16 protein-coding genes and 2 tRNA genes are annotated in these 23,531 nt (G+C 59.3%); 6 read left to right on the top strand and 12 right to left on the bottom strand.

The features are described from left to right. Nucleotides 1–172: 172 nt before the first annotated feature. Nucleotides 173–1,135, bottom strand: coding sequence for an NAD(P)H-quinone oxidoreductase (locus OYW20_RS07595; protein WP_268800087.1), 963 nt, complete (start codon nt 1,133–1,135; stop codon nt 173–175). Nucleotides 1,136–1,283: 148 nt separating this feature from the next. Between OYW20_RS07595 and OYW20_RS07590 the strand changes: the two genes are divergently transcribed. Together OYW20_RS07590 and OYW20_RS07585 are read left to right on the top strand one after the other, a co-directional pair. Beyond that, nucleotides 1,284–3,362: a carboxy terminal-processing peptidase gene (locus tag OYW20_RS07590; RefSeq protein WP_268800086.1), complete on the top strand. Its 2,079-nt coding sequence runs from the start codon at nt 1,284–1,286 to the stop codon at nt 3,360–3,362. A gap of 145 nt (nt 3,363–3,507) precedes the next feature. Next, a complete protein-coding gene (locus OYW20_RS07585; protein ID WP_268800085.1) occupies nt 3,508–5,292 on the top strand; it encodes a bifunctional diguanylate cyclase/phosphodiesterase in 1,785 nt (594 codons plus the stop codon). A 112-nt stretch (nt 5,293–5,404) separates the two neighbouring features. Here OYW20_RS07585 and OYW20_RS07580 read toward each other — a convergent pair whose 3' ends face one another. The 5 genes from OYW20_RS07580 to OYW20_RS07560 all read right to left on the bottom strand — a co-directional run bounded on the left by OYW20_RS07580 (nt 5,405) and on the right by OYW20_RS07560 (nt 11,995). After that, the gene (locus tag OYW20_RS07580; protein WP_268800084.1) at nt 5,405–5,770 is read right to left on the bottom strand and encodes a hypothetical protein; all 366 of its coding nucleotides are present in this window, start codon (nt 5,768–5,770) and stop codon (nt 5,405–5,407) included. After that, nucleotides 5,767–6,117: a helix-turn-helix domain-containing protein gene (locus OYW20_RS07575; RefSeq protein WP_268800083.1), complete on the bottom strand. Its 351-nt coding sequence runs from the start codon at nt 6,115–6,117 to the stop codon at nt 5,767–5,769. The genes OYW20_RS07580 and OYW20_RS07575 overlap by 4 nt, the downstream gene beginning before the upstream one ends. Nucleotides 6,118–6,250: 133 nt before the next feature. Then, on the bottom strand, nt 6,251–6,703 hold the full coding sequence (locus OYW20_RS07570; protein WP_268800082.1) for a YkvA family protein: 453 nt from the start codon (nt 6,701–6,703) through the stop codon (nt 6,251–6,253). Between the two features lie 411 nt (nt 6,704–7,114). Next, nucleotides 7,115–7,900: an FKBP-type peptidyl-prolyl cis-trans isomerase gene (locus OYW20_RS07565; RefSeq protein WP_268800081.1), complete on the bottom strand. Its 786-nt coding sequence runs from the start codon at nt 7,898–7,900 to the stop codon at nt 7,115–7,117. A 291-nt stretch (nt 7,901–8,191) separates the two neighbouring features. Beyond that, nucleotides 8,192–11,995, bottom strand: a complete 3,804-nt coding sequence (locus OYW20_RS07560) for a bifunctional nitrate reductase/sulfite reductase flavoprotein subunit alpha (RefSeq protein ID WP_268800080.1) — start codon at nt 11,993–11,995, stop codon at nt 8,192–8,194. Nucleotides 11,996–12,638: 643 nt separating this feature from the next. On the opposite strand from OYW20_RS07560, the gene nirB reads away from it, so the two are divergent. After that, the gene (nirB, locus tag OYW20_RS07555) at nt 12,639–15,200 is read left to right on the top strand and encodes a nitrite reductase large subunit NirB (RefSeq protein WP_268800079.1); all 2,562 of its coding nucleotides are present in this window, start codon (nt 12,639–12,641) and stop codon (nt 15,198–15,200) included. After that, nucleotides 15,197–15,574, top strand: coding sequence for a nitrite reductase small subunit NirD (gene nirD, locus OYW20_RS07550; protein ID WP_268800078.1), 378 nt, complete (start codon nt 15,197–15,199; stop codon nt 15,572–15,574). Before nirB ends, nirD begins: the two co-directional genes overlap by 4 nt. Before the next feature lie 106 nt (nt 15,575–15,680). On the opposite strand, the gene OYW20_RS07545 is transcribed toward nirD, so the two are convergent. From OYW20_RS07545 to OYW20_RS07530, 4 genes are all read right to left on the bottom strand, one after another. Then, nucleotides 15,681–16,727, bottom strand: a complete 1,047-nt coding sequence (locus OYW20_RS07545; protein ID WP_268800077.1) for an L-idonate 5-dehydrogenase — start codon at nt 16,725–16,727, stop codon at nt 15,681–15,683. 14 nt (nt 16,728–16,741) lie between these two features. Beyond that, the gene (locus OYW20_RS07540; RefSeq protein ID WP_268800076.1) at nt 16,742–17,515 is read right to left on the bottom strand and encodes an SDR family oxidoreductase; all 774 of its coding nucleotides are present in this window, start codon (nt 17,513–17,515) and stop codon (nt 16,742–16,744) included. 231 nt (nt 17,516–17,746) lie between these two features. Continuing rightward, nucleotides 17,747–17,823 (bottom strand) — tRNA-Asp (locus OYW20_RS07535). Nucleotides 17,824–17,842: 19 nt separating this feature from the next. Further along, nucleotides 17,843–17,918 (bottom strand) — tRNA-Val (locus OYW20_RS07530). A 160-nt stretch (nt 17,919–18,078) separates the two neighbouring features. Between OYW20_RS07530 and rdgC the strand changes: the two genes are divergently transcribed. After that, nucleotides 18,079–18,999, top strand: a complete 921-nt coding sequence (gene rdgC, locus OYW20_RS07525; protein ID WP_268800075.1) for a recombination-associated protein RdgC — start codon at nt 18,079–18,081, stop codon at nt 18,997–18,999. A gap of 145 nt (nt 19,000–19,144) precedes the next feature. After that, entirely contained in the window at nt 19,145–20,107 is a 963-nt protein-coding gene (locus tag OYW20_RS07520) for a bile acid:sodium symporter family protein (RefSeq protein WP_268800074.1), read from the top strand. A 104-nt stretch (nt 20,108–20,211) separates the two neighbouring features. On the opposite strand, the gene OYW20_RS07515 is transcribed toward OYW20_RS07520, so the two are convergent. Together OYW20_RS07515 and OYW20_RS07510 are read right to left on the bottom strand one after the other, a co-directional pair. Continuing rightward, nucleotides 20,212–22,086 carry an MFS transporter gene (locus tag OYW20_RS07515; RefSeq protein WP_268800073.1) on the bottom strand — a complete coding sequence of 625 codons (1,875 nt, stop codon included), beginning with the start codon at nt 22,084–22,086 and terminating at the stop codon, nt 20,212–20,214. A gap of 158 nt (nt 22,087–22,244) precedes the next feature. Beyond that, nucleotides 22,245–23,399 carry a TDT family transporter gene (locus tag OYW20_RS07510; RefSeq protein WP_268800072.1) on the bottom strand — a complete coding sequence of 385 codons (1,155 nt, stop codon included), beginning with the start codon at nt 23,397–23,399 and terminating at the stop codon, nt 22,245–22,247. Between the last annotated feature and the right edge of the window lie 132 nt (nt 23,400–23,531).

Genomic DNA, 23,531 nt, shown 5'->3' with positions numbered 1-23,531 from the left:
GGCTGTTCGGTGCGTATCTGCGATTGATTAAGCGCCTGTTTGTGAGCGCTGGATACTGTCACTTATGACAGGTTCTTCGACCGTTCGTCGGTAATGCCGACGAAGGTTATTGGATAGGACAGGCAAGGCCGGGGGGTCGCTCAGAGGCAGCGATACCCGGCCTGTGGGCAGATCAGTGCAGCGCGGGGTCAATGACTAGGATGACTTTGCCCGACACCTGATTGGTCGCCAGCTCCGCGTACGCAGCTTCCGCTTCCCTGATCGGAAAGCTGCGCGCCAGCTGCGGCTTCAGGCGGCCTTCGGTGAACAGCGGCATGACGTGCTGCCCCAGATCGCTGAGCAGGTCGGCCTTGAACTGGTCGTCGCGGCTGCGCAGGGTCGAACCCAGAATATGGATGCGCTTGCCCAGCACCTTTGCGAAATCCAGCTCGGACTTGCTTCCGCCCATCAGCCCGATCAGCACCAGACGACCGTCCACCCCGAGCACCTTCAGGTTCAGCGCGGCGTAGTTGGCGCCCACCGGGTCAAGGATGACGTTAAAAGGCGCGAAGTCATTCAGCGCATCGAGGTTTTCGTTGCGCAGCACACCGCCCTGGGCGCCGAGCGCTTCGCAGTACGCCAGCCGCTCCGCCGAGCCCACGGTGACCCAGACCGGGTTGCCAAATGCCTTGCACAGCTGAATGGCAGCTGAACCAACTCCACTTGCCCCGGCATGCAGCAACACTTTTTCGCCGGGCTTGAGGCCGGCCAGCTGGAACAGATTCAGCCAGGCGGTGGCGTACACCTCGGGAATGGCCGCCGCTTCGTGCAGCGAAATGCCCTCGGGCACCGGCAGCACATGCCGGGCGTCGACCACCACTTCTTCGGCCATCGCCCCGCCGGCCAGCAGCGCACAGACACGATCTCCGACCTGCCAGGCAGTGCCCGGCCCCACTTCGGCGATGATGCCGGAACACTCCAGCCCCAGGGTTTCAGTCACCCCTGGGGGCGGCGGGTACTTGCCGGCTCGCTGAAGCAAATCGGCCCGGTTGAGCCCCGCTGCCGCCACCTTGATGCGAACCTGACCGACGTCAAGCGTCGGCGATGGCTGTTCGACCCATTCCACTTGACCTTCAACGCCTTGCAATGCTTTCACGGTGCCTCCATAGTGAGTTCTCGACTGAGTCCGATGTGCTCTTTATAGGCATTCGGGCTTTTTGCATTATGCGACCGGGTTCCGCTGGAACCGGCGACTTCCAAGACGGCCTAATATGCGTTATCAATTGTCCCCGCGTCGAATCAGCATGAAGCAATTTTTGCCCAGCACACTTGCATTGCTCATTGGCCTCAGTGTTTTGCCAATGTCCGCCAACACCTTTGCTGCCAACAGCTGGGATAATCTTCAACCCGACCGCGACGAGGTGATAGCCAGCCTCAATGTGGTGGAACTGCTCAAGCGCCACCACTACAGCAAGCCGCCTCTGGACGACAAACGCTCTGAAATCATTTACCAGAGCTACCTGAAACTGCTCGACCCTGCACGAAGCTACTTCCTCGCCAGCGACATCGCCGAGTTCGACAAGTGGCGCTTCCAGTTCGACGACTTCCTCAAGAGCGGCGACCTGGCTCCGGGCTTTACCATCTACAAGCGTTATCTGGACCGCATCAAGTCGCGTCTGGATTTCGCCTTGGCGCAGCTGAGCAAGGGCGTCGACAAAATCGACCTGAACACTCAGGAAACCTTGCTGGTTGATCGCAAGGACGCACCGTGGGCCAAAAACGAAGCCGAACTCGACGACCTGTGGCGCAAGCGCGTCAAGGACGAAGTCCTGCGCTTGAAGATCGCCGGCAAAGACCCGGCGAAGATTCAGGAAACCCTGACCAAGCGCTACAAGAACCAACTCGCGCGTCTGGGCCAGACCCGCAGCGAGGACGTGTTCCAGGCTTACCTGAACACCTTCGCGATGTCCTACGATCCGCACACCAACTACCTGTCGCCTGACAGCGCGGAAAACTTCGACATCAACATGAGCCTTTCCCTTGAAGGGATCGGCGCTGTCCTGCAAAGCGACAACGATAACGTCAAGATCGTCCGTCTGGTTCCGGCCGGCCCCGCCGCCAAGACCAAGCAAGTGGCGACCGCCGACAAGATCATCGGCGTCGCCCAGGGCGACAAAGAGATGGTCGACGTGATCGGCTGGCGTCTGGATGAAGTGGTCAAACTGATTCGCGGTCCGAAGGGCTCGGTCGTGCGTCTGGAAATCGTCCCGGCCAGCAATGCGCCGAGCGACCAGACCACCAAGATCGTGTCGATCACCCGCGAAGCCGTGAAGCTTGAAGAGCAAGCGGCGAAGAAGTCGATCCTGCACCTCAAGCAGGATGGCAAAGACTACAAGCTGGGCGTCATCGAGATCCCTGCTTTCTACCTGGACTTCAAGGCCTACCGCGCCGGCGATCCCGAGTACAAGAGCACGACCCGCGACGTCAAGAAGCTGCTGACCGAATTGCAGTCCGAGAAAGTCGACGGCGTGGTCATCGACCTGCGTAACAACGGCGGTGGTTCGTTGCAGGAAGCCACCGAGCTGACCAGTCTGTTCATCGACAAAGGCCCGACCGTTCTGGTGCGTAACGCCGACGGCAAGGTCGATGTGCTGGAAGACGAAAACAGCGGTGCGTTCTACAAAGGCCCGATGGCGTTGTTGGTGAACCGTCTTTCAGCTTCGGCTTCGGAGATTTTTGCCGGCGCCATGCAGGACTACCACCGCGCGTTGATCATCGGCGGCCAGACCTTCGGCAAAGGCACCGTGCAGACCATTCAGCCGCTGAACCACGGCGAACTGAAACTGACGCTCGCCAAGTTCTACCGCGTCTCCGGCCAGAGCACTCAGCATCAGGGCGTGCTGCCTGATATCGCCTATCCGTCCATTATCGACACCAAGGAAATCGGTGAAAGCGCCCTGCCGGAAGCGATGACCTACGACACCATCAAGCCTGCGATCAAACCTGCGGCCGATCCGTTCAAACCGTTCCTGGCGCAGTTGCAGTCGCGCCACGACGTGCGATCCGCCAAAGACGCCGAGTTCGTGTTCATCGAAAACAAACTCGCCCTGGCCAAGAAGCTGATGGCCGAAAAGACCGTCAGCCTCAATGAAAGCGAACGTCGCAGCGAGCACGCTGACATCGAGAGTCAGCAGTTGAGCATGGAAAACATCCGCCGCAAGGCCAAGGGTGAAGAGCCGCTCAAAGAGTTGAAGAAAGAAGACGAAGACGCATTGCCGGCTGAAGACGATAAGACCAAACCCGAGGACGACGCTTATCTGTCAGAAACCGGGCGTATTCTCATCGACTATCTGGGCATGAGCGGCAGCGTCGCGAAGAAGTAAGACCGTGAGGCCTGTGTCGTCAGATGAAACTTGATGACACAGGTGGCCAACCACTGGCAACGGTCATCAAACAGTCATGAATCTGTCGTGAAATATGGGGCTTGGTGCCGTACGCCGAGCCCCTTTTTCTTGCCTCGAGATTGCCATGACCGTCACTGAACAGCTGAGCGCACTGAGTTCGATCCTGGCTCAAGGCGAATTGCACAGCTTGTTTCAACCGATTGTGTCGCTGTCCGAGCGCCGCATTCTGGGCTACGAAGCCCTCACGCGCGGCCCCTCCAACAGTTCGCTGCACTCGCCGGTCAGCCTGTTCGCGGTCGCACGTCAGGCCGGGAAATTGAGTGAACTGGAGCTGGCCTGTCGCGACTCGGCCTGTCGCCGTTTCAGTCAACAACAGCTCGACGGCAAGCTGTTCCTGAACATCTCGCCCGAATCACTGCTTGAGCCTTCACACCCGCCAGGCCGTACCCTTCAATTGCTGGACAGTTATGGCATCCCGCCCAGCCGCGTGGTGATCGAGCTGACCGAGCAAACCCCAACCGACGACTTTGGTCTTCTCTATAACGCGTTGCACCATTATCGCGACATGGGGTTTTCCATCGCGCTCGACGACCTTGGCGCCGGTTATTCGAGCCTGCGGTTGTGGTCTGAACTGCGCCCGGATTACGTGAAGATTGACCGGCACTTCATCGACGGCATTCATCAGGACGCCGTCAAACGCGAGTTCGTCGGCTCCATGCTGCAAATGGCGAAAGCCTCTCGGGCCAAGGTAATCGCTGAAGGCATTGAACTGGGCGAAGAGCTGGAAGTGCTGATCGACATGGGTGTCGACCTGGTGCAGGGCTATCTGTTGTGTCGCCCGCAGGAGCACCCGCCGCGTGACGCCCGCGCCATGCTGCCCAAGTCCGATGCCAGTAGCGCAAGCCTCACTGACGAAGGCTCCGACCTGAGCGCTCTGCTCAATGAACAATGCTCTGTGCTGCAAAGCACCCCCACGGCCAGCGTACTGGAGGCCTTTCGCAAACAGGCTAACCTGAACTCACTGGCGGTACTGGATGAGGAGCAACGTCCCATCGGCATCGTGCACCGGCATTCGCTGTCGGATGTCCTGCTACAACCGTTCGCCACCGAGATTTATGCGCGCAAACCTATAAGCCGACTGATGAGCGATGACTTTCTGGCCGTCGAACTGACCCAGTCGCTGCAGCAAGTCAGCCGCCTGATCACCAGCCGCGCGAGGCAGCGGATCGAGGAGGATTTCATCATCACGCAGAGCGGCGCCTACTTGGGTCTGGGCCGTGTGATCGATGTGCTGAAACTGATCACCGAGCTGAAGATTCAGCAGGCACGCCATGCCAACCCGTTGACCCTGCTCCCCGGCAACGTGCCGATCCAGCAATGCCTGACGCGGCTATTGCAGCAGGGTCGCGAATCGATGATTTGCTACGTTGATATCGACAGCTTCAAGCCGTTCAACGATATCTATGGCTACGGTCGCGGTGATGAAGTGTTGCTGTGTCTGGCCCAGTGTCTGAGCGACCGGATTGACCCCAGCCGTGATTTCGTCGGCCACATTGGCGGCGATGATTTTCTGATGGTGTTGGGTTCGGAGGATTGGAGAAAACGCCTGAATACGTTGCTGGAGGACTTCCAGAATCAATGCCGGCGTTTTTATCGTGCGGAGCATCTGGCGGCGGGCTGCTTCGTGGCGCTTAACCGCCAGGGACAACGGCAGGAGTTTGCGCTGTTGTCGCTGTCTATCGGGGTCGTGCACCTGCACCCACAGGCCTGCACGGTGCTCGATGCAAGTCAGTTGGCAGAATTGGCGTCACAGGCCAAGCATCACGCCAAAGACATCCTCGGCGCGAGTATTCATGTGATTGATACGCTGGAGATAGCTGCAAGCTCTAAGCTGCAAGCCTCAAGCTGAACGCATGCACCTGTAGGAGCGCGCTTGCCCGCGATTACGGTGTGTCAGAGGCGGAGTTCCTGCCACACAAACCGTGATCGCGGGCAAGCGCGCTCTTACCTGTCTGAGGCGCTCACGCCTGCGGCAAATACTCGTACTCAAACACCCGCACCACTTCCGAGGCATGCCACGAGGCTGCGGCAACACCATCGGAAGGGCCGGAAAAACGACCCAGACGCTCGGCGCACTCGAAGAAGCCGGTGCGCGGCAGACGGCTTGCCCCTTGGCTGATCACCAGCGAGCTGCGCAAGGGCTGTTCGGATTTTGCATCGATGGCAGCGAGATGTTCCAGGGCTGCGGTCAGGGTCAGCATCGCGGGGGTGGGGAGCTGGAGGCGTTCGAGCAACGCCCGGTAGGTCAACAAATGTCGCTGGCGTCGCGCCACGTCCAGTTCACCTACCAGTGCTTCCCACTGCTGACGGCTGATTCTGACACTCATGACTCACCTCGCCAGCCCGCGACACCCAGTTCCCAGGCCAGGCTGCGAAGAATGGCAGCGTCGGGCAGCCGAGTGCCGCTTTCGATCAGCTCAAGGTAAGACGGGCTGATGCCGACAGTCCTGGCCAGTTGCGCCACTTCCAGGCCTTTGCCTTGACGCAAGGGCCCCAACTGATCGAGCCCTGGCAAATCGTCAGCAACCGTCGCTGTGGCAGCGGCTGGCTGCGCCGTACGTTCAGTGTCGTGTCCTGAAGAAATACCGGCAGCGCGTATCAGCGCCTGGTATTGAGCCCACGGTAATACCGCATATTCTGGCTCTCCATCACGAGAAATGACCTGAAGATCCATGCAACCCCCTGTAAGACGGCAAATTATCGCGTGTAGGCTTTTTCTATCGCCGCATCTTAGCAGTGGATTGACGCAAGTTGGTTCACCCATCTCTGTAGGAGCGAATTCATTCGCGCCTACAGAAGGTAACGGCTCAATCCGTGGATTTTTCCTGTTCAAGCAGCTTTGGACTGGCAGGCAGACGCTCAACCACGGCCAGTTTTTCAGGGCTTTGCTTTTCTCGCCATACACGGAACGCACTGAGTTCGACTTCAAGGCTTTTCATCACCCAGGCCAGCACGGCGATGTCATCCAGCATGCCGAGCCCTGGAATCCAGTCCGGGATCGCATCCAGAGGGCTGAGGAAATACATCAGCCCCGCGACGACCGACAAGATCGCCTTCGGGCTGATCGCACGGTACTGACCGCGCCAGTACGCCAGGCACAACGCCTGCAGGAGTTTCAAGTCATCCTTGAGCTTGCCTAGCCGATTGCCTTCACCGGCGCCTTTGCGCGCCACGGCGAAGAGTAAGGCCGGTAAACGACCGGCCGCCATCAAGCGACTCGCCATTGGCAGGTAACGCAGAAAATTCCAGGGTGCTTTCATGCTTACTCCAAGCGGCTAGAAAAATAAGCCGTCAACAAACCCAAGTACATAAACATGTACCACGCACACACAGAATGTTATCCACACAAGTTGTGGATAACCTTGTGAACAGAGCCGGTATTTGGCCCTGAAACGCCCGTTCTACCGGGGCTTGGCTCAAATCGCACGTTTTTTACTCACATAAAAAAACGCAAAAAAGCGTTGACTTGGCCCCCTGCCGGAACTAGCCAAACGTCAAATCAGCGAGGCTTGTCGAATCGTCGAACAATCCAACAGAGCCGATACGGAGTCGATCACGCCCCGGACGGTATTGGGACTCTGCTCGTCTGACTCCGTTCGGTTTGATTACGGCAGACACAAAAATGCCCCGAAAAACGGGGCATTTTTTTCAAGTGCTAATCGACGTGTCGATTATTTCTTGGCGGCTGGTTTGGCCGGTGCAGTCTCTTCTTCTTCGTCGTCCGTTGCTGCAGCACCTGCTGCGGCTTCGTTGGCGGCGGCGGCAGGGTCTTTGATGCCCAGCAGCTCCAGGTCGAATACCAGCACCGAGTTGGCCGGGATCATCGGGCTTGGGCTTTGCGCGCCGTAAGCCAGATCGCTAGGAATGTAGAGTTTGACCTTCTCGCCTACGTGCATCAGTTGCAGGCCTTCGACCCAACCCGGAATCACACCGCTGACGGGCAGATCAATCGGGCTACCGCGCTCAACCGAGCTGTCGAACACTTTGCCGTCAGTCAGCTTGCCTTCGTAGTGAACGGTCACAACGTCGGTTGGCTTAGGCTGAGGGCCATCAGCTTTCTTGATGATTTCGTATTGCAGACCGGAAGCCGTGGTGGTGACTTCCTTACGCTTGCCGTTTTCTTCGAGGAACTTCTTGCCAGCAGTTGCCGACTCTTCGCTCATCTTGGCCATGCGCTCTTCAGCACGCTTTTGCAGATCGCCGAACGCTGCTACCAGTTCGTCGTCTTTGAGTTTCTGTTCTTTCTTGCCAACGGCGTCTTCGATACCCAGCGCTACCGCTTTGGAATCCAGATCGTCCATACCTTCCTGAGCCAGGCTTTTGCCCATGTTCAGACCGATACCGTAGGAGGCTTTTTGCGCCGGAGTTTTCAGCTCGACGGTGCTGGCTTGCTTGTCGCAACCTGCGAGTACCAGACCGACCAGGGCTATCGCCGCTGCCAACCGATGCTGTTTCATGCTAATTCCTTGTTCATGCGCCAATAGGGCAAACGAGTAAAGCCGCGAGCTTATCAGGCCGCCGCGATCAATGGCTACCGGCATGAGAGGGAGAAAAGGTAGATAAGTTCAGGTATCCAAAGGTTTTCTTGTTTGATCGAGAAAGTCGTTCAGTCGGGGTTCAGACAGTGGCGGTAACGGTGAAGCCCTGAAAACTCTGTGGAGCCAACTTGTTGGCGAGACGATCTGCACTCCAGACGCGAGAATTGCCTCGCGAACAAGTTCGCTCCTGGAGGTCATTACGCGCTCGCATTAATAAACATCCCGCAGATAACGCTTCTGCTCAGTCAGAAGGCGCAAATGGCCTGCCGCGGCCTCTTCGCTCAATCCGCCATGCTGCGCAATGACCTGCCGTAACGCCAGATCCACGTCCTTGGCCATGTGCACCGCGTCGCCGCAGACATACACCTGCGCGCCTTCCTGCAACCAGCGCCACAGTTCGGCGCCCTGCTGCTCGATACGATGCTGCACGTAAATCTTTTCACCCTGATCCCGTGAGAACGCCAGGCTCAGATGGGTCAACAGGCCGTCTTGCTGCATGGCCTGTAACTCATCGCGGTAATAAAAATCGGTCGCCGCATGTTGCTCGCCGAAGAACAGCCAGTTCTTGCCGCCATCGCCACGCGCCCTGCGCTCCTGAAGAAACCCGCGAAACGGCGCCACGCCGGTGCCCGGTCCGATCATGATCATCGGCACATCGCCGTCGCCGGGTACGCGAAAATGTTTGGACGGCTGAAGGAAAATCGGCACCTCGCACTGCTCGGCGCGGTCAGCGAGGAACGTCGAAGACACACCTTTGCGCTTGCCATAGCGCACCGTTGAGACGGTCAAATGAACCTCATGCGGATGCGCTTTGGAACTCGAAGCGATGGAGTACGAGCGTGGCTGCAGGGGCTTGAGTGAGGCCAGCAGATCTTCAGCGCTGCAACGCATCGGAAATGCCTGGAGCACGTCCGCCAACTGCCGCCCCCACAACCAGTCTTTCAGCTCACCTTTATAAGTGTCGCCCAACAGTATTTTCAGCTCAGGACTGCCGCCGCGTTCGGCGATGAACTGCAACGTGTCGAAATGCGGCCTGGCGATCTCGAAATGCCCAGCCAAGGCTTCGCCCAGCGGCACGTCGCCGTATTTTTCAATCGTTACCAGGTGCTCGGGGTCAAGACCTGTCAGGTCGAGCAACTCGTTGACCAGTTCCGGACAGTTACGCGGCCACACGCCAAGGGCATCGCCAGCCTCGTAGTGCAAGCCCGAATCACCCAGCGCCAGCGCGAACTGCCGGGTGTCCTTTTGCGTGCCCTCGGTGTTCAGGCGTCGATTGATCGACAAGCCAGATGAAAATGGAAGCGAACGGGTGTGCAGCCTCACCGCCGACACACCCTCAACTCCAACCACATCAGGCACATCAAGGGCCAGCGCCTGTTGCAGCGCCTTGAACCAGGCATCCGCGGGCTCCTCGAATTCCGGATCGCAATCGACACGAGGCAACAAAGCGCAAGCGCCGAGGCTTTCGAGGCGCTGATCAAGGTTTTTACCGTGCTGGCAAAAGCGGTCGTAACTCGGGTCGCCCAACGCCAACACCGCGTAGCGAAGGTTTTCGAGCGGGGCGTCGTGTTGGCTCAGCGACTGCCAAAAACTCTGCCCGTTGTCCGGCGACTCCCCATCACCGAAGGTGCTGCTGATGAGCGCCAAATTATCCACTTGCGCCAGTTGCGCAGCCGGGAAGCTGTCCATCGCGCGCACATCAATGGCAATGCCGGCGTTCCGCAAACGGCTGCCGAAACGTTCGGCCAGGGATTGGGCGTTGCCGGTTTGCGAAGCCCAGAGCAACGTCAGCCCCGGTTTACCCTCGGGCGGTAACGCTACCTCGGCAGCGGACGTGGTTTCAAAGAAGCGATGGGCTATCAGCTCGACCCGTTGCAACGCCACTGCGCAAAACTTGAACTCCGGCTGAAACGACACAGGATCCACCGCATCGCTGGTGACCGCGTTAATCGCCAGGTTGTCGCCGAACACATCGTTCCAGTGAAACGGCGCGAAGCAATTTCCGGGGCGTACCCGATCTGTCACCACAGCAGGCAACACCGCACGGCCGCGCACCGAACGTACTTCTACGGCGTCCTTGTCCTTGATGCCAAGCGCTGCCGCATCTTTGGGATGCAGCTCGATGAAAGGCCCGGGATTGAGCTTGTTGAGTGTCGGAACCTTCCCGGTCTTGGTCAGCGTATGCCACTGGTGCTGCACCCGACCGGTATTGAGCACGAACGGGAAGTCTTCGCTGGGCATTTCTGCCGGGGACAAATGCGGGCGCGGCAAGAACACCGCCTTACCGCTGGCGGTTGGAAATACTACGGCAGGACGACTTCCGTCTGACGCAACTGTCAGCGCTTGGCTGACTCCATCATTGAGGTAACGAATCGGATTGCGTTCGTCTGAATCGTCAGCGGCAATCGGCCATTGCAGCGGTCGTTCGCGAAGCCGCGCATGGCTGGCGCCGCGAATGTCATAGCCGGTCCTGGGGTTCCAGGCGCGCTTGATCTCCTCGAACACCTCGCTGGCCGACGCATACGTGAACGCGTCGGCGTAACCCATTTCGCAGGCGACCCGAGCAATCAACTGCCAGTCCGGCAGGCTTTCACCGGGCGCGTCCACCGCTTTTTGCGTGAGCGTCAGGGTGCGCTCGGAGTTGATCATCACGCCGTCGCCCTCCGCCCACAGTGCGCCGGGCAACAGAATATCGGCGTAGCGGTTGGTTTCGGTGTCGAGAAACGCATCCTGCGTGATCACCAGCTCGGCTGCCTGCAAGCCTTCGATTACGGTTTGTCGGTTGGGGACCGACGCCACCGGGTTGGTGCAGATGATCCAGCACGCTTTGATGTCGCCATCGCGCATCTGCTCGAACATCGCCACGGTGCCATTGCCGGACTCGGTTCGCAGGGTGCCCGCCGGCACGCCCCACATCGCTTCTATAAAGGATCGATCCTCGGCCACCAGCGTGGAGCGCTGTCCGGGAAGTCCTGGGCCCATGTAGCCCATTTCCCTTCCGCCCATGGCATTCGGTTGCCCGGTGAGTGAAAACGGGCCGCTGCCGGGGCGACAAATGGCGCCTGTCGCCAAATGCAGATTGCATAACGCGTTGGTGTTCCAGGTGCCGTGGGTGCTCTGGTTCAGGCCCATGGTCCAGCAGCTCATCCAGTCGCGGGCCTGACCGATCATCTTGGCGGCCTGACGAATATCGGCTTCGGCCAGCCCGGTTATCTGCGCGACTTTGTCGGGAGTGTAGTCGCCCAGAAACGCCGGCATCGCGTCCCAGCCTTCTGTAAACGAGGCTATAAATGCAGGGTCGGTATGGCCGTTCTCCATCAGCAGATAAAGCAGGCCGTTGAGCAGGGCCAGGTCTGTACCGGGTTTGATCTGCATGAACAGACTGGCCTTGTCGGCCGTGGTGTTGCGCCTTGGGTCGACGACGATCAACTGCGCGTCGGCCTTGACCCGATCCATCATGCGCAGGAAGAGAATCGGGTGACAGTCGGCCATGTTCGCGCCGATCACGAAGAACACGTCGGCCTTGTCGAAATCTTCGTAGGAGCCTGGCGGTCCGTCAGCGCCAAGCGACAGTTTGTAGCCGCTGCCAGCGCTTGCCATGCACAGTCGCGAATTGGATTCGACATGCGCCGTGCGCACGAAGCCCTTGGCAAGCTTGCTGGCGAGGTACTGCGCTTCCAGCGACATTTGCCCCGACACATAAAACGCCAAAGCATCCGGGCCGTGGGTGTCGATGATCGCGCGCAAACGGCGAGCGGTTTCGCTGATGGCGTGATCGATCCCCGCCCGCACCGGCTCCTGATGACGCGCATCGCGCACGTACGCTGACTCCATCCGCCCGGACTCGGTCAGCGGTTGGGCGCACGTGCTGCCCTTGGTGCACAGACGCCCGCGATTGGTGGGGTGCGTCTTGTCACCGCTCACTTTAATGACGCGGTTGTTTTCCACCTGCATGACAATCCCGCAGCCCACACCGCAATAAGGACACACGCTTGAAACGCTTCGACTCGCCATATCCATTTCCCGAAACCAAAAAAAAGGCGCCCTGTTCTCCTCCGTCCGAAAACGGGGAGCACACGGCGCCTTTGTCGTGAAGAGGGTAATCGGCGTTGATCACCTATGGCTGAGGTGTTGCAAGGGATGGGCCAGAGGGGCTGCGTTAGGCGGCAAGCTTCAAGCTTTAAGCTACAAGCGGAGCTGATGAACCTGTTGGAGCGAGGTTTGGTCTGGGCCGACGGCAATAGATTTGGCCTCACAATGAAGCGCCGATGACCATTCACGCACTTTTTTCGCGCCTTGCTTATCAAGGGATGGCCAGTCTCTTTAGTGGTCAATCAGAGCCGATTGGCGCCTGCCAACCCGCCTCGCACCCAGCATTTATCGAGCAGCCAACCTCGAAAAACCTCCCTCCATACGCACCCAACCACCCGCTGGCACACCCCTTGCTTTGATCCACACAAGTCCAGCCTGAATGCACGGTTGGCAGCCAAGACGGTCAACGACGATCGCCAGGCTCAGCAGGTTGCGCCGACACCTCCGCACTCCGGCGGGGTCGCAGCAACCACAAAGAACAGGCAAAGGCGCCTGGAACCGAAAGGTTCCGGGCGCCTTTTTTTTGCTTTCAAAAAACCTGAATTGGCTTTGGCCGGGACTTGCTATGAACACCACAGTCGCCCCTCTTGAAGATATGCCCACCCTGATAGTCATCGGTAACGGCATGGTCGGCCACCAATGCGTCGCGCAATTGATTGCCGACGGCGCACTGGATCGCTATCGCATTCATGTGTTCGGCGAAGAGCGCCAGCGCGCCTACGACCGGGTGCATCTGTCCGAGTATTTCGGTGGCCGCGACGCCGAGTCCCTGGCCATGTGTGACGCCGATCTCTATCAACAGAGCGGGCTGACGGTGCATTTGGGCGTCCCGGTGCTGGAGATCAACCGCGCACGACGTGAAGTGATCACTGCCAACGGCTGCTTTGCGTTCGACAAACTGGTGCTGGCGACCGGCTCTTACCCGTTCGTGCCGCCGATTGAAGGCGCATCCGGGGATTCACGCCTGGTCTATCGCACTCTCGACGACCTCGACACCATCCAGGCGGCAGCCAAAAACGCCAGGCGCGGCGTGGTCGTCGGCGGCGGCCTGCTCGGTCTGGAAGCGGCCAACGCGCTGAAGTCGCTGGGCCTGGAAGCGCATGTGGTGGAATTTGCGCCCCGCTTGATGCCGGTGCAGCTGGACGATTTCGGCGGTGCAGCCTTGAAGTCACGCATCGAAGCGCTGGGCGTGGGCGTTCATTTGTCACGCGCCACGCAGTCGATCACGCCGGGCGAGGAGTACCGCTATCGCATGAATTTTGCCGGTGACGAGTTTCTTGAAACCGACCTGGTGCTGTTCTCAGCCGGTATTCGTCCGCAAGACGCCCTCGCCCGCCAATGCGAGCTGGAACTGGGGCCTCGGGGCGGCATCGCGATTGACGAACACTGCCGCACCAGCGACTCCGATATTTTCGCTATTGGCGAATGCGCAGCCTGGAATGGCAGCGTGTTCGGTCTGGTTGCGCCCGGTTACCAAATGGCCCGTAACGTGGCCGCGCAACTGTGCGAACTGGAGGCCGAACCGTTCTTCGGCGCCGACATGTCGACCAAGCTCAAACTGCTGGGCGTTGACGTCGGGTCCATCGGCGATGCCCACGGCGCGCTGACGGGCTCTCGCAGCTACCGCTTCATTGATGAAGCCAGCGGCAGCTATCGCCGCCTGGTGGTGTCGGCCGACGGCAAGCACGTGCTCGGCGCGGTGCTGGTGGGCGACAACAGCTACTACGACACGCTGCTGCAATACGTGCAAAACGGCATCAAGCTGCCAGCCGATCCGTCGAGCCTGATCATGCCGCTCAGCGAAGGCGCGCCAACGCTGGGCGCTGACGCGTTGCCTGACACGGCAACCATTTGCTCCTGCCATAACGTCAGCAAAGGCGCGATTTGCTCGGCCATCGATGGCGGCTGCACTGACCTTGGCGGGTTGAAAGCCAAGACCAAAGCCTGCACCGGTTGCGGCGGTTGCGCCGGGTTACTCAAACAAGTCTTCGAACATGAGCTAATTGCACGCGGCGTCGCGGTCGATAAAAGTCTGTGCGAACACTTCAGCTACACGCGGCAAGAGCTGTACGCGATGGTGCGCGTAGAAGGCATCGAAACCTTCGACGATATGCTCGCTCGCCACGGCAAAGGGCATGTGGGCTGCGACATCTGCAAACCAGCGATTGGCTCGATCCTCGCGTCGTGCTGGAACCGGCCGATCATGGACTCTAAGCTGGTGCCGTTGCAGGACACCAACGACACGTTCATGGCCAACATGCAGAAGAACGGCACCTACTCGGTGGTGCCGCGTATTCCGGCGGGCGAAATCACGCCTGACGGCTTGATCGCCATTGGCGCGGTAGCGAAAAAATACGACCTCTACACCAAGATCACCGGCGGCCAGCGCATCGACCTGTTCGGCGCGCAATTGCATGAGCTGCCGGATATCTGGAGCGAGCTGATTGCCGCCGGTTTCGAGACCGGCCATGCGTACGGTAAATCGACGCGCACCGTGAAGTCCTGCGTTGGCAGCACCTGGTGCCGTTACGGCGTGCAGGACAGCGTGCAAATGGCGCTGAGCATCGAGGATCGCTACAAGGGCCTGCGCTCGCCGCACAAACTCAAGTTCGCAGTCTCCGGCTGCACCCGCGAATGCGCTGAAGCGCAGAGCAAGGACATCGGCGTGATTGCCACCGAGAACGGCTGGAATCTTTACGTGTGCGGCAACGGCGGCATGCGTCCGCGCCACGCCGAACTGTTTGCCACCGATCTGGACGACGAGACGCTGATTCGCTACATCGACCGCGTGCTGATGTTCTACATACGCACCGCCGACAAGTTGCAGCGCACCTCAGTCTGGCGCGAAGGCCTGGAAGGCGGGCTGGACTACCTGAAAGCGGTGGTGATCGACGACAGCCTGGGCCTGGCAGGAGAACTCGAAGCGCAGATGCAACTGGTGGTCGAGCGCTACGAATGTGAATGGGCAAATGCCCTGCAAGACCCTGAAAAACTCAAGCGCTTCCGCACCTTCGTCAACGACAAGCGCGGTGACCCGGACATCCAGTTCGTCAAGGAACGCAGCCAGCGTCGTCCTGCACGCGCCAACGAACTCAACCTGATTGCCGTCGAGGAGATTGCACAATGAACCACGCCAACGCTGTGATGATTGACAACGTTCAGGCACCGGCCTGGCGCGCGGTGTGCGCCCGCCAGGATCTGGTGCCCAATTCCGGTGTGGTGGCGCTGGTGGGCACGACTCAGGTGGCGCTGTTTCAGGTGATCGACGCGGGCGGGACCGCTCAGTTGTTTGCCGTGGACAACCGCGATCCGGTGTCGGGCGCCAACGTTATCGGCCGCGGGATCATCGGCAGTCTGTCGGGGGATCTGGTCATCGCCTCCCCGCTGTATAAACAGCATTACCGACTGCAAGACGGCATTTGCCTGGAAGACGCTGCCCTGCGCCTTCGTACCTGGGCGGTTCGGTTGGCAGGGAATGTGGTGGAGATTGATTTGACCTGACCCAGACAAAAGGCTGCGATGCGGTAAGTCTGACAGACCGCATCGCGGCCTCACTCTGGCTCGTCAACGCCCACAAAAGCGGGCGTTGGGTGAAGAACTGCGCGACTCAGTCTGGCACGCCGAAGTCGAGCACCACCTTCATCGCCTGGGTTTTGTCCCCGGCCAGATCGAACGCCTGCACCGCGTCTTTGAACGGCACTGTGTGGGAGATCACCGGCAAAACGTCGATCACCCGACGATTGAGCAAATCCACAGCCTGGGCGAACTCGGGGTGGAAGCGGAACGTGCCGCGCAGGTCGATTTCCTTGCTCACCAACACGTTCAGCGGGATCGACACATCGCCGCCCAGCCCCACCGTGACCACTACGCCGCGCGGTGCAACGCAGGCCAGGCCATCGCGCAACGCCTGGGCACTGCCCGAGACTTCAAACATCACGTCGAAATAGCCTTTTTCAGCGCTGTATTGCTGTAGTGCATCCGGCGTTTGCCGAGTGTTGTGAGTCACGCTGGCGCCCATTTTTCGGGCGCACTCCAGCGCATTGTCAGCCAGGTCCACGGCGACGATCTGCGCGGCGCCCGCTGCACGCAAACTGCCAATCAACAGATTGCCGATAGGCCCGCAACCGGTCACCAGCACACGCTTGCCGAACACCGGCCCCGCCCGCTGAATGGCGTGCAAGCCCACCGATAACGGCTCAGCCAACGCGCCTTCGGCCAGACTGACGTGGTCGGCCAATACGTGGGCCTGACTGGCGTCGATCACCAATGATTCGCGAAACGCACCCTGCACATGCGGAAACGGCATCGCGCTGCCGTAGAAGCGCATGTTCAGGCAATGGTTGGGTTGGCCTTTGTGGCAGAACTTGCAGCCACCGCAAGGGCGTGATGGCGAAACGGAGATGCGCTGGCCTATCCTGAAATCACCCGTCGGGTCGCCAACCGCTTCGATTACCGCCGAAATCTCGTGCCCCAGCACCATAGGCTCTTTGAGACGCACCGCCCCGAATCCGCCGTGCTGGTAATAATGAAGGTCCGACCCGCAGATCCCGCCGCGAGCAACACGCACCCGCATCTGGCCGGGCGACAGTTCAGCGGGTTCTTCCTGTGGATCAACGCGCAGGTCTTTGGACGCGTGGCAAACAATGGCTTGCATGAAGGTCTCCGCAATCACAACGAGGCAGTGATGCCGCCGTCGACATAAAGGATATGGCCGTTGACGAAACTCGCGGCGTCAGACGCCAGGAACACCGCCGCGCCCGCGAGTTCTGCCACCTCGCCCCAGCGTCGGCTTGGGGTGCGCTTTTCCAGCCACTCACTGAATTCAGTGTTGGCCACCAGCGCTGCATTAAGCTCAGTCTTGAAATAGCCAGGGCCGATACCGTTGACGTTCAAACCGTACGGGCCCCAATCAATGGCCATGCCCTTGGTCAGCATCTTCAACGCGCCTTTGCTTGCCGCATAGGGTGCGATGCCGGGGCGGCCCAACTCACTTTGCACTGAACAGATATTGATGATTTTGCCGCGTTTGCGGTCGATCATGCCCCGCGCAACGGCTTGGCCAACGAGAAAAGCGCTGTCGAGGTTGGTCCGCATCAGCTCATGCCAATGCGCTTCTGCGTAATCTTCGAGCGGGCCCCGGCGCTGCATGCCGGCATTGTTGACCAGAATATCGAGGGGCCCGATGCGCGATTCGATCTGCTCTACGCCTGCCCTGATCGCCGCGCCATCGGTGACATCGAACGCCTGAGTGTGAACATCCAGGCCCTCCTCTTTGAGCAGATCGGCGGCGGCTTGAAGCGTGTCTCGATTGCGACCGTTCAACACCACACGGGCGCCGGCTTGACCCAGACCCCGCGCAAGCGCCAGTCCGATGCCGCCGCTGGAGCCGGTGATCAGCGCCAGACGCCCATCGAGGCGCAAGGTGTCAGAGACGTTTTGCATGGCTGGAGGTGCTCCCGACGTGAAATGACGATGAGCCACTTCAACCTGAATAAGGAGGTGCGTCCAATTTTGATTTTTGATGGGGTGATCACCGATTGTGATCACGGCACGCTGGAATACCGATAAAGCTCGGTCCCGGTGCGGACAGTCCGAATGACAGGCATAAAAAAAGCGACCCTAAGGTCGCTTTCTTCGTTGCTTCAAGGAGTTCAAGGGCCTTGAAGCTAAATATGGCGCAGCGGACGGGACTCGAACCCGCGACCCCCGGCGTGACAGGCCGGTATTCTAACCGACTGAACTACCGCTGCGCGTAACACTGAGAAGGATTGGTGGGTGATGACGGGATCGAACCGCCGACCCGCTGCTTGTAAGGCAGCTGCTCTCCCAGCTGAGCTAATCACCCTTCACTCTCGGTGTGGCGCGCATTCTACGGAGCGACCCTACCTCTGGCAAGCACTTTTTTAAATAATTTTTATAATCGTTCCAAAGGGTTAGAGCAGGGTTGGCCGCAGGGTTTTAGCAGCGAATAATGCCCCACTTTGTATAAAGGAGAGATTCACCCCATGTGGTTCAAAAACCTGCTTGTGTATCGCCTGACCCAAGACTTGCCATTTGACGCCCAAGCGCTGGAAACCGCACTGGCGACCAAACCCGCCCGCGCTTGTGCCAGCCAGGAGTTGACCACTTACGGTTTCGTTGCCCCGTTTGGCAAAGGCGAAGACGCCCCACTGGTTCATGTCAGCGGCGACTTCATGCTGATCGCAGCGCGTAAAGAGGAACGCATTTTGCCGGGCAGCGTTGTCAACGACGCGCTAAAAGAGAAGATCGAAGAGATCGAAGCCGAGCAAATGCGCAAGGTCTACAAGAAGGAACGCGATCAGCTCAAGGATGAAATCATCCAGGCGTTCCTGCCTCGTGCGTTCATTCGCCGCTCCGTAGCCTTCGCTGCCATCGCGCCGAAACAAGGCCTGGTGCTGGTCAACTCGGCCAGCCCTAAACGTGCCGAAGACCTGCTCTCCACCCTGCGTGAAGTAGTAGGCTCGCTGCCGGTGCGCCCGATCACCGTGAAGACCGCGCCGACTGCGGTCATGACCGACTGGGTCAAGACCGGGCAAACCGCCGAGCATTTCTTCGTACTCGACGAGTGCGAGCTACGCGACACCCACGAAGACGGCGGCATTGTGAAGTGCAAGCGTCAGGACCTGACCAGTGAAGAAATCCAGCTGCACCTGAGCACCGGCAAGGTCGTGACTCAACTGTCGCTGGCGTGGCAGGACAAGCTGTCCTTCGTGCTGGACGACAAACTGACAGTCAAGCGCCTGAAGTTCGAAGACCTGCTGCAGGATGAAGCCGAGCAAAACGGCGGCGACGACGCACTGGGCCAGCAAGACGCGAGCTTCACGCTGATGATGTTGACCTTCGGCGAATTCCTGCCGCAGTTGATGGAAGCGTTGGGCGGCGAAGAGATTCCTCAGGGGATCTAACCCAAGCCGCTATTTGTAGGAGCGCGCTTGCCCGCGATTGCATATCGCCAGACACGGATGCAATGCCTGACACACCGCAATCGCGGGCAAGCGCGCTCCTACACAAACGTGCATCCACCCCAGCCTAATAAGAGAGGAGCAAGCCATGCGTGCGATGGCTGCATTGAGTCGTTTTGTCGGTAACACCTTCGCGTACTGGGTGCTGCTGTTCGCCGTTCTGGCCTTCTTGTTCCCGACCTGGTTCATCGGTCTCAAACCCCTGATCGTGCCGCTGCTCGGGCTGGTCATGTTCGGCATGGGGTTGACCCTCAAGCTCGACGATTTTTCCGAGGTCGCGCGCCACCCATGGCGTGTGGCCCTTGGTGTGATCGCGCATTTCGTGATCATGCCTGGCGTGGCATGGTTGCTGTGCCAGTTGTTTCAACTGCCACCCGAAATTGCCGTCGGCGTGATTCTGGTCGGCTGCTGCCCGAGCGGTACCTCGTCCAACGTCATGACCTGGCTGGCCAAAGGCGACCTTGCGCTGTCCGTCGCCATCGCGGCTGTCACCACCCTCCTCGCGCCGTTGCTGACCCCGGCCTTGATCTGGCTGCTGGCGTCGGCGTGGTTGCCGGTGTCTTTCATGGAGATGTTCTGGTCGATCCTGCAACTGGTGATGTTGCCCATTGTCCTGGGCGTCATCGCACAACGTTTGCTGGGCAAGCGGGTGAGCATAGCGGTGGACGTGCTGCCACTGATCTCGGTGGTCAGTATCGTGATGATTGTCTGCGCAGTGGTCGCTGCCAGTCAGGCAAAAATCGCCGAATCCGGCCTGCTGATCATGGCCGTGGTGATCCTGCACAACAGCTTCGGCTTTTTGCTTGGCTACTTCACCGGCAAGGTGTTCAAGCTGCCGCTGGCCCAGCGCAAATCGTTGTCGCTGGAAGTCGGCATGCAGAACTCAGGCCTGGGCGCTGCATTGGCCAGCGCGCATTTTTCGCCACTTGCCGCCGTGCCCAGCGCGCTCTTTAGCGTGTGGCACAACATCTCGGGGGCGCTACTCTCGACGTACTTCAGAAAGATGGAGCCAGAAGTCGTGGTAACTGAAGACAAACCGGTCGTGAGCTGATGACCGAAACCCTGTAGGAGCGAACGTGTTCGCGAGGCAGCGTAATAGGCACGACGCAGCGCACGCCTCGCCAACACGTTGGCTCCTACAGAGCCGCTAGTCGGTCATCGCACGGCGCCGCGCAATGCCATCACTCGCTCGCGCACCAATGCTGGTGCCGAGTCTTCGCCTGAGATCGGCGCACCCGCGACCAACGTCACGTGGGACCACAATCGTCGAAACACGCCTTTGTTCGGATCACGGCTGAAGAAGCTGCCCCACAACCCTTGCAGCGCCAGCGGGATCACCGGGACGCTGGTCTCTTGGAGGATGCGCGCCATGCCGCCTTTGAACTCGTCGATCTCGCCGCTGGTGGTGAGTTTTCCCTCAGGGAAAATGCACACCAGCTCTCCGTCTTTCAGGTAATCGGCGATGCGCTTGAACGCTTTGTCGTACGTCGCAAGGTCTTCATTCCTTCCGGCAATCGGGATCGCGCCCGCAGTGCGGAAGACGAAGTTGAGGACCGGCAGGTTGTAGATCTTGTAGTACATGACGAAGCGGATTGGACGGCGCACCGACCCTGCGATCAATAACGCGTCAACGAACGACACATGATTGCACACCAGCAAGGCAGCCCCTTCGTCCGGGATTTGCTGCAGATCCCGGTGCTCGACGCGGTACATGGAATGGCTCAGCAGCCAGATCATGAAGCGCATGGTGAACTCGGGGACGATCTTGAAGATGTATGCATTGACCGCGATGTTCATCAGCGACACCACGAGGAACAGCTGCGGAATCGACAGCTTGGCTACGCTGAGGAAGATGATCGAGACGATCGCCGACACCACCATGAACAGCGCATTGAGGATGTTGTTCGACGCGATCACCCGCGAGCGCTCTTTTTCTGCGGTTCGGGACTGGATCAGTGCGTACAGCGGCACGATATAGAAACCACCGAAAATACCGATCCCGAGGATGTCGAACAGTACCCACCACGCTTGCCCCATAGACAGGATGGCAAGCCAGTCGTTGGCCTGAACGTTCTGCGGGAACCCGCCCGAATGCCACCAGAGCAACAATCCGAACACCGTCAGACCCATCGAGCCAAACGGCACCAGACCGATCTCGACCTTGTGCCCGGACAGGCGCTCGCACAGCATCGAGCCCGCTGCAATGCCAATGGAAAATACCGTGAGGATCAGCGTGACCACGGTTTCGTCGCCGTACATCCAGTCTTTGGCGTAGGCCGGGATTTGCGTCAGGTAAATCGCCCCGACAAACCAGAACCATGAGTTGCCGACGATTGAGCGCGACACGGCTTTGGTCTGGCCCAGACCAAGTTTGAGGGTGGCCCAGGACTGGCTGAAGATGTTCCAGTTGACGCGGATGTCCGGCGAGGCAGCCGCCGCCGGTGGAATGCTGCGACTGGCGAGATACCCCAGACAGGCGATCAGCACCATGGCAGCGGCGACGATAGGTGCGTAATGGGTGGCGGACATCATGATCCCGGCGCCGATGGTGCCCGCAAGAATGGCCAGGAAAGTGCCCATCTCGACCAGGCCGTTCCCGCCCACTAGTTCGTTCTCGTGCAGGTGCTGCGGCAGGATTGAGTATTTGACCGGTCCGAACAGCGCCGAATGCGTACCCATGGCGAACAGCGCCACCAGCATCAGCGACAGATGACTGGACAGAAAACCAACGGCGCCGACCACCATGATGACGATTTCAAGCAACTTGATCAGGCGGATCAGTTTGTCCTTGGGGTACTTCTCACCGAACTGACCGGCCAGCGCCGAGAACAAAAAGAACGGAAGGATGAACAGCATCGCGCAGAGGTTGACGTAGATCGAGCGGTCACCGTCGATGGCGAGCTTGTAAAGAATGGCGAGGATCAGCGATTGCTTGAAGATGTTGTCGTTGAACGCACCGAGGGACTGCGTCACGAAAAACGGCAGAAAGCGCCGCTTGCTTAACAAACTGAATTGCGACTGACTCATCAAGCTTGATCCTTAAGGGCGCCAGGGCTGGCGGGAGAATGCATCGATTGAAATCCTTTTCGACGCATATTGAAGACGCTGACGACGAGGTTGTCGATAGGCAGACGCACTCACTGCCAACTTCGTCCGAACTGCCCTGCGCGAATCCCGTGGATTGGCCTCTAAAGCGTCGCGCAGTGCAATTTCGCGATGCAGGGCGACACGAACAACGTGCCCCGGTACGCACCGGCCAGCGTACGGCTCATGATCAGTGACCACAAACCTGCCAGGCACCCCACCAGCACCGTGCCCATGACGACGAAGAAACCCAGATTCAGCACGACGCCGAGTTTCAGGGTAGTCAACGCAAATACGCCAAGCGGAAAGGTGAAACCCCACCAGCCCAGGTTGAACGGGATGCCGTCGCGCAGATAACGCAGAGTGATCAGCACGGCCATCAGCAGCCACCAGACGCCGACACCCCACAAGATGATGCCGCCGATCAGGCCCAACCCGGCTGCAATCTCGCCCACGCCAGGCAATCCGTTTGCGGCCAAAACGCTCGAGGAGTCGGCGCCCAGCACCATCAACCCCAGCGCTCCGGTGCTGATCGGGCCCAATGCCAGCCAACTCGACGCCGCCATGCTTTCATGTGGCAATTTGTGCAATGCCATGCGCAGCAACAGGATGGTCAGGATGCTGAAGGCCACCGGCACTGAAAACCCCCACAGCACGTAACTGGCAATCAGCACGCTGAACTGCGCGTGAGTCTGAGCCAGATGCGGCACCAGCAGGCCGCCGCTGACCGCTGCGACTTCCGCGGCGACCACTGGTAACAACCAGACGGCGGTCATCTGGTCGATGCTGTGCTGCTGGCGGGTAAACATCATGAATGGAATCAACACACCACAGGCCACCGACATCACCACGTCGATCCACCACAATGTCTCGGCAATCGGGATCACCCCATCGCCCCATCGCGGGAGCCCGAAGAGCAGCAAACCGTTGATGATGGTCGCAAGCCCCATAGGGATCGTGCCGAAAAACATGGACACGGTGGAGTGTCCGAACACCCGCCGCGCCTCGTCGAAAAACAGCACCCAACGTGCGATGTACAAGAAACTGAAGGTTATGAACAGGCCGATATTTAGCACCCAAAGCGCCTCGGCCAACCGATAAAGACCGGGTATTGGCACAGGTAACTGCGCCAGCAGCAACGATAAAATACCGGTACCCATGGTGACGGCAAACCAGTTGGGGGTGAACTGGCGGATAACTTCTCGCGGGGCGCTCAGTTGGCTGAACGGTTTGCGCGGGATAAAAACGGTGCTGGTCATGAAAGTCTCCTGTCCTCGGGCGAGGTGGCATTCATGTTACGTCCAGCGCTGTTATCGACTAAGCGGGTAGTTTCGCTATAGGTCATCTATTTGGCAGATATAGATTTTTCCGGCGTAGGTAAGTAGCCGCGT

Source organism: Pseudomonas sp. BSw22131 (assembly GCF_026810445.1).
GTDB lineage: Bacteria > Pseudomonadota > Gammaproteobacteria > Pseudomonadales > Pseudomonadaceae > Aquipseudomonas > Aquipseudomonas huanghezhanensis.
The sequence above is the reverse complement of the archived record's forward strand: the minus strand, read 5'-3'. Positions and strand labels throughout refer to the sequence as shown.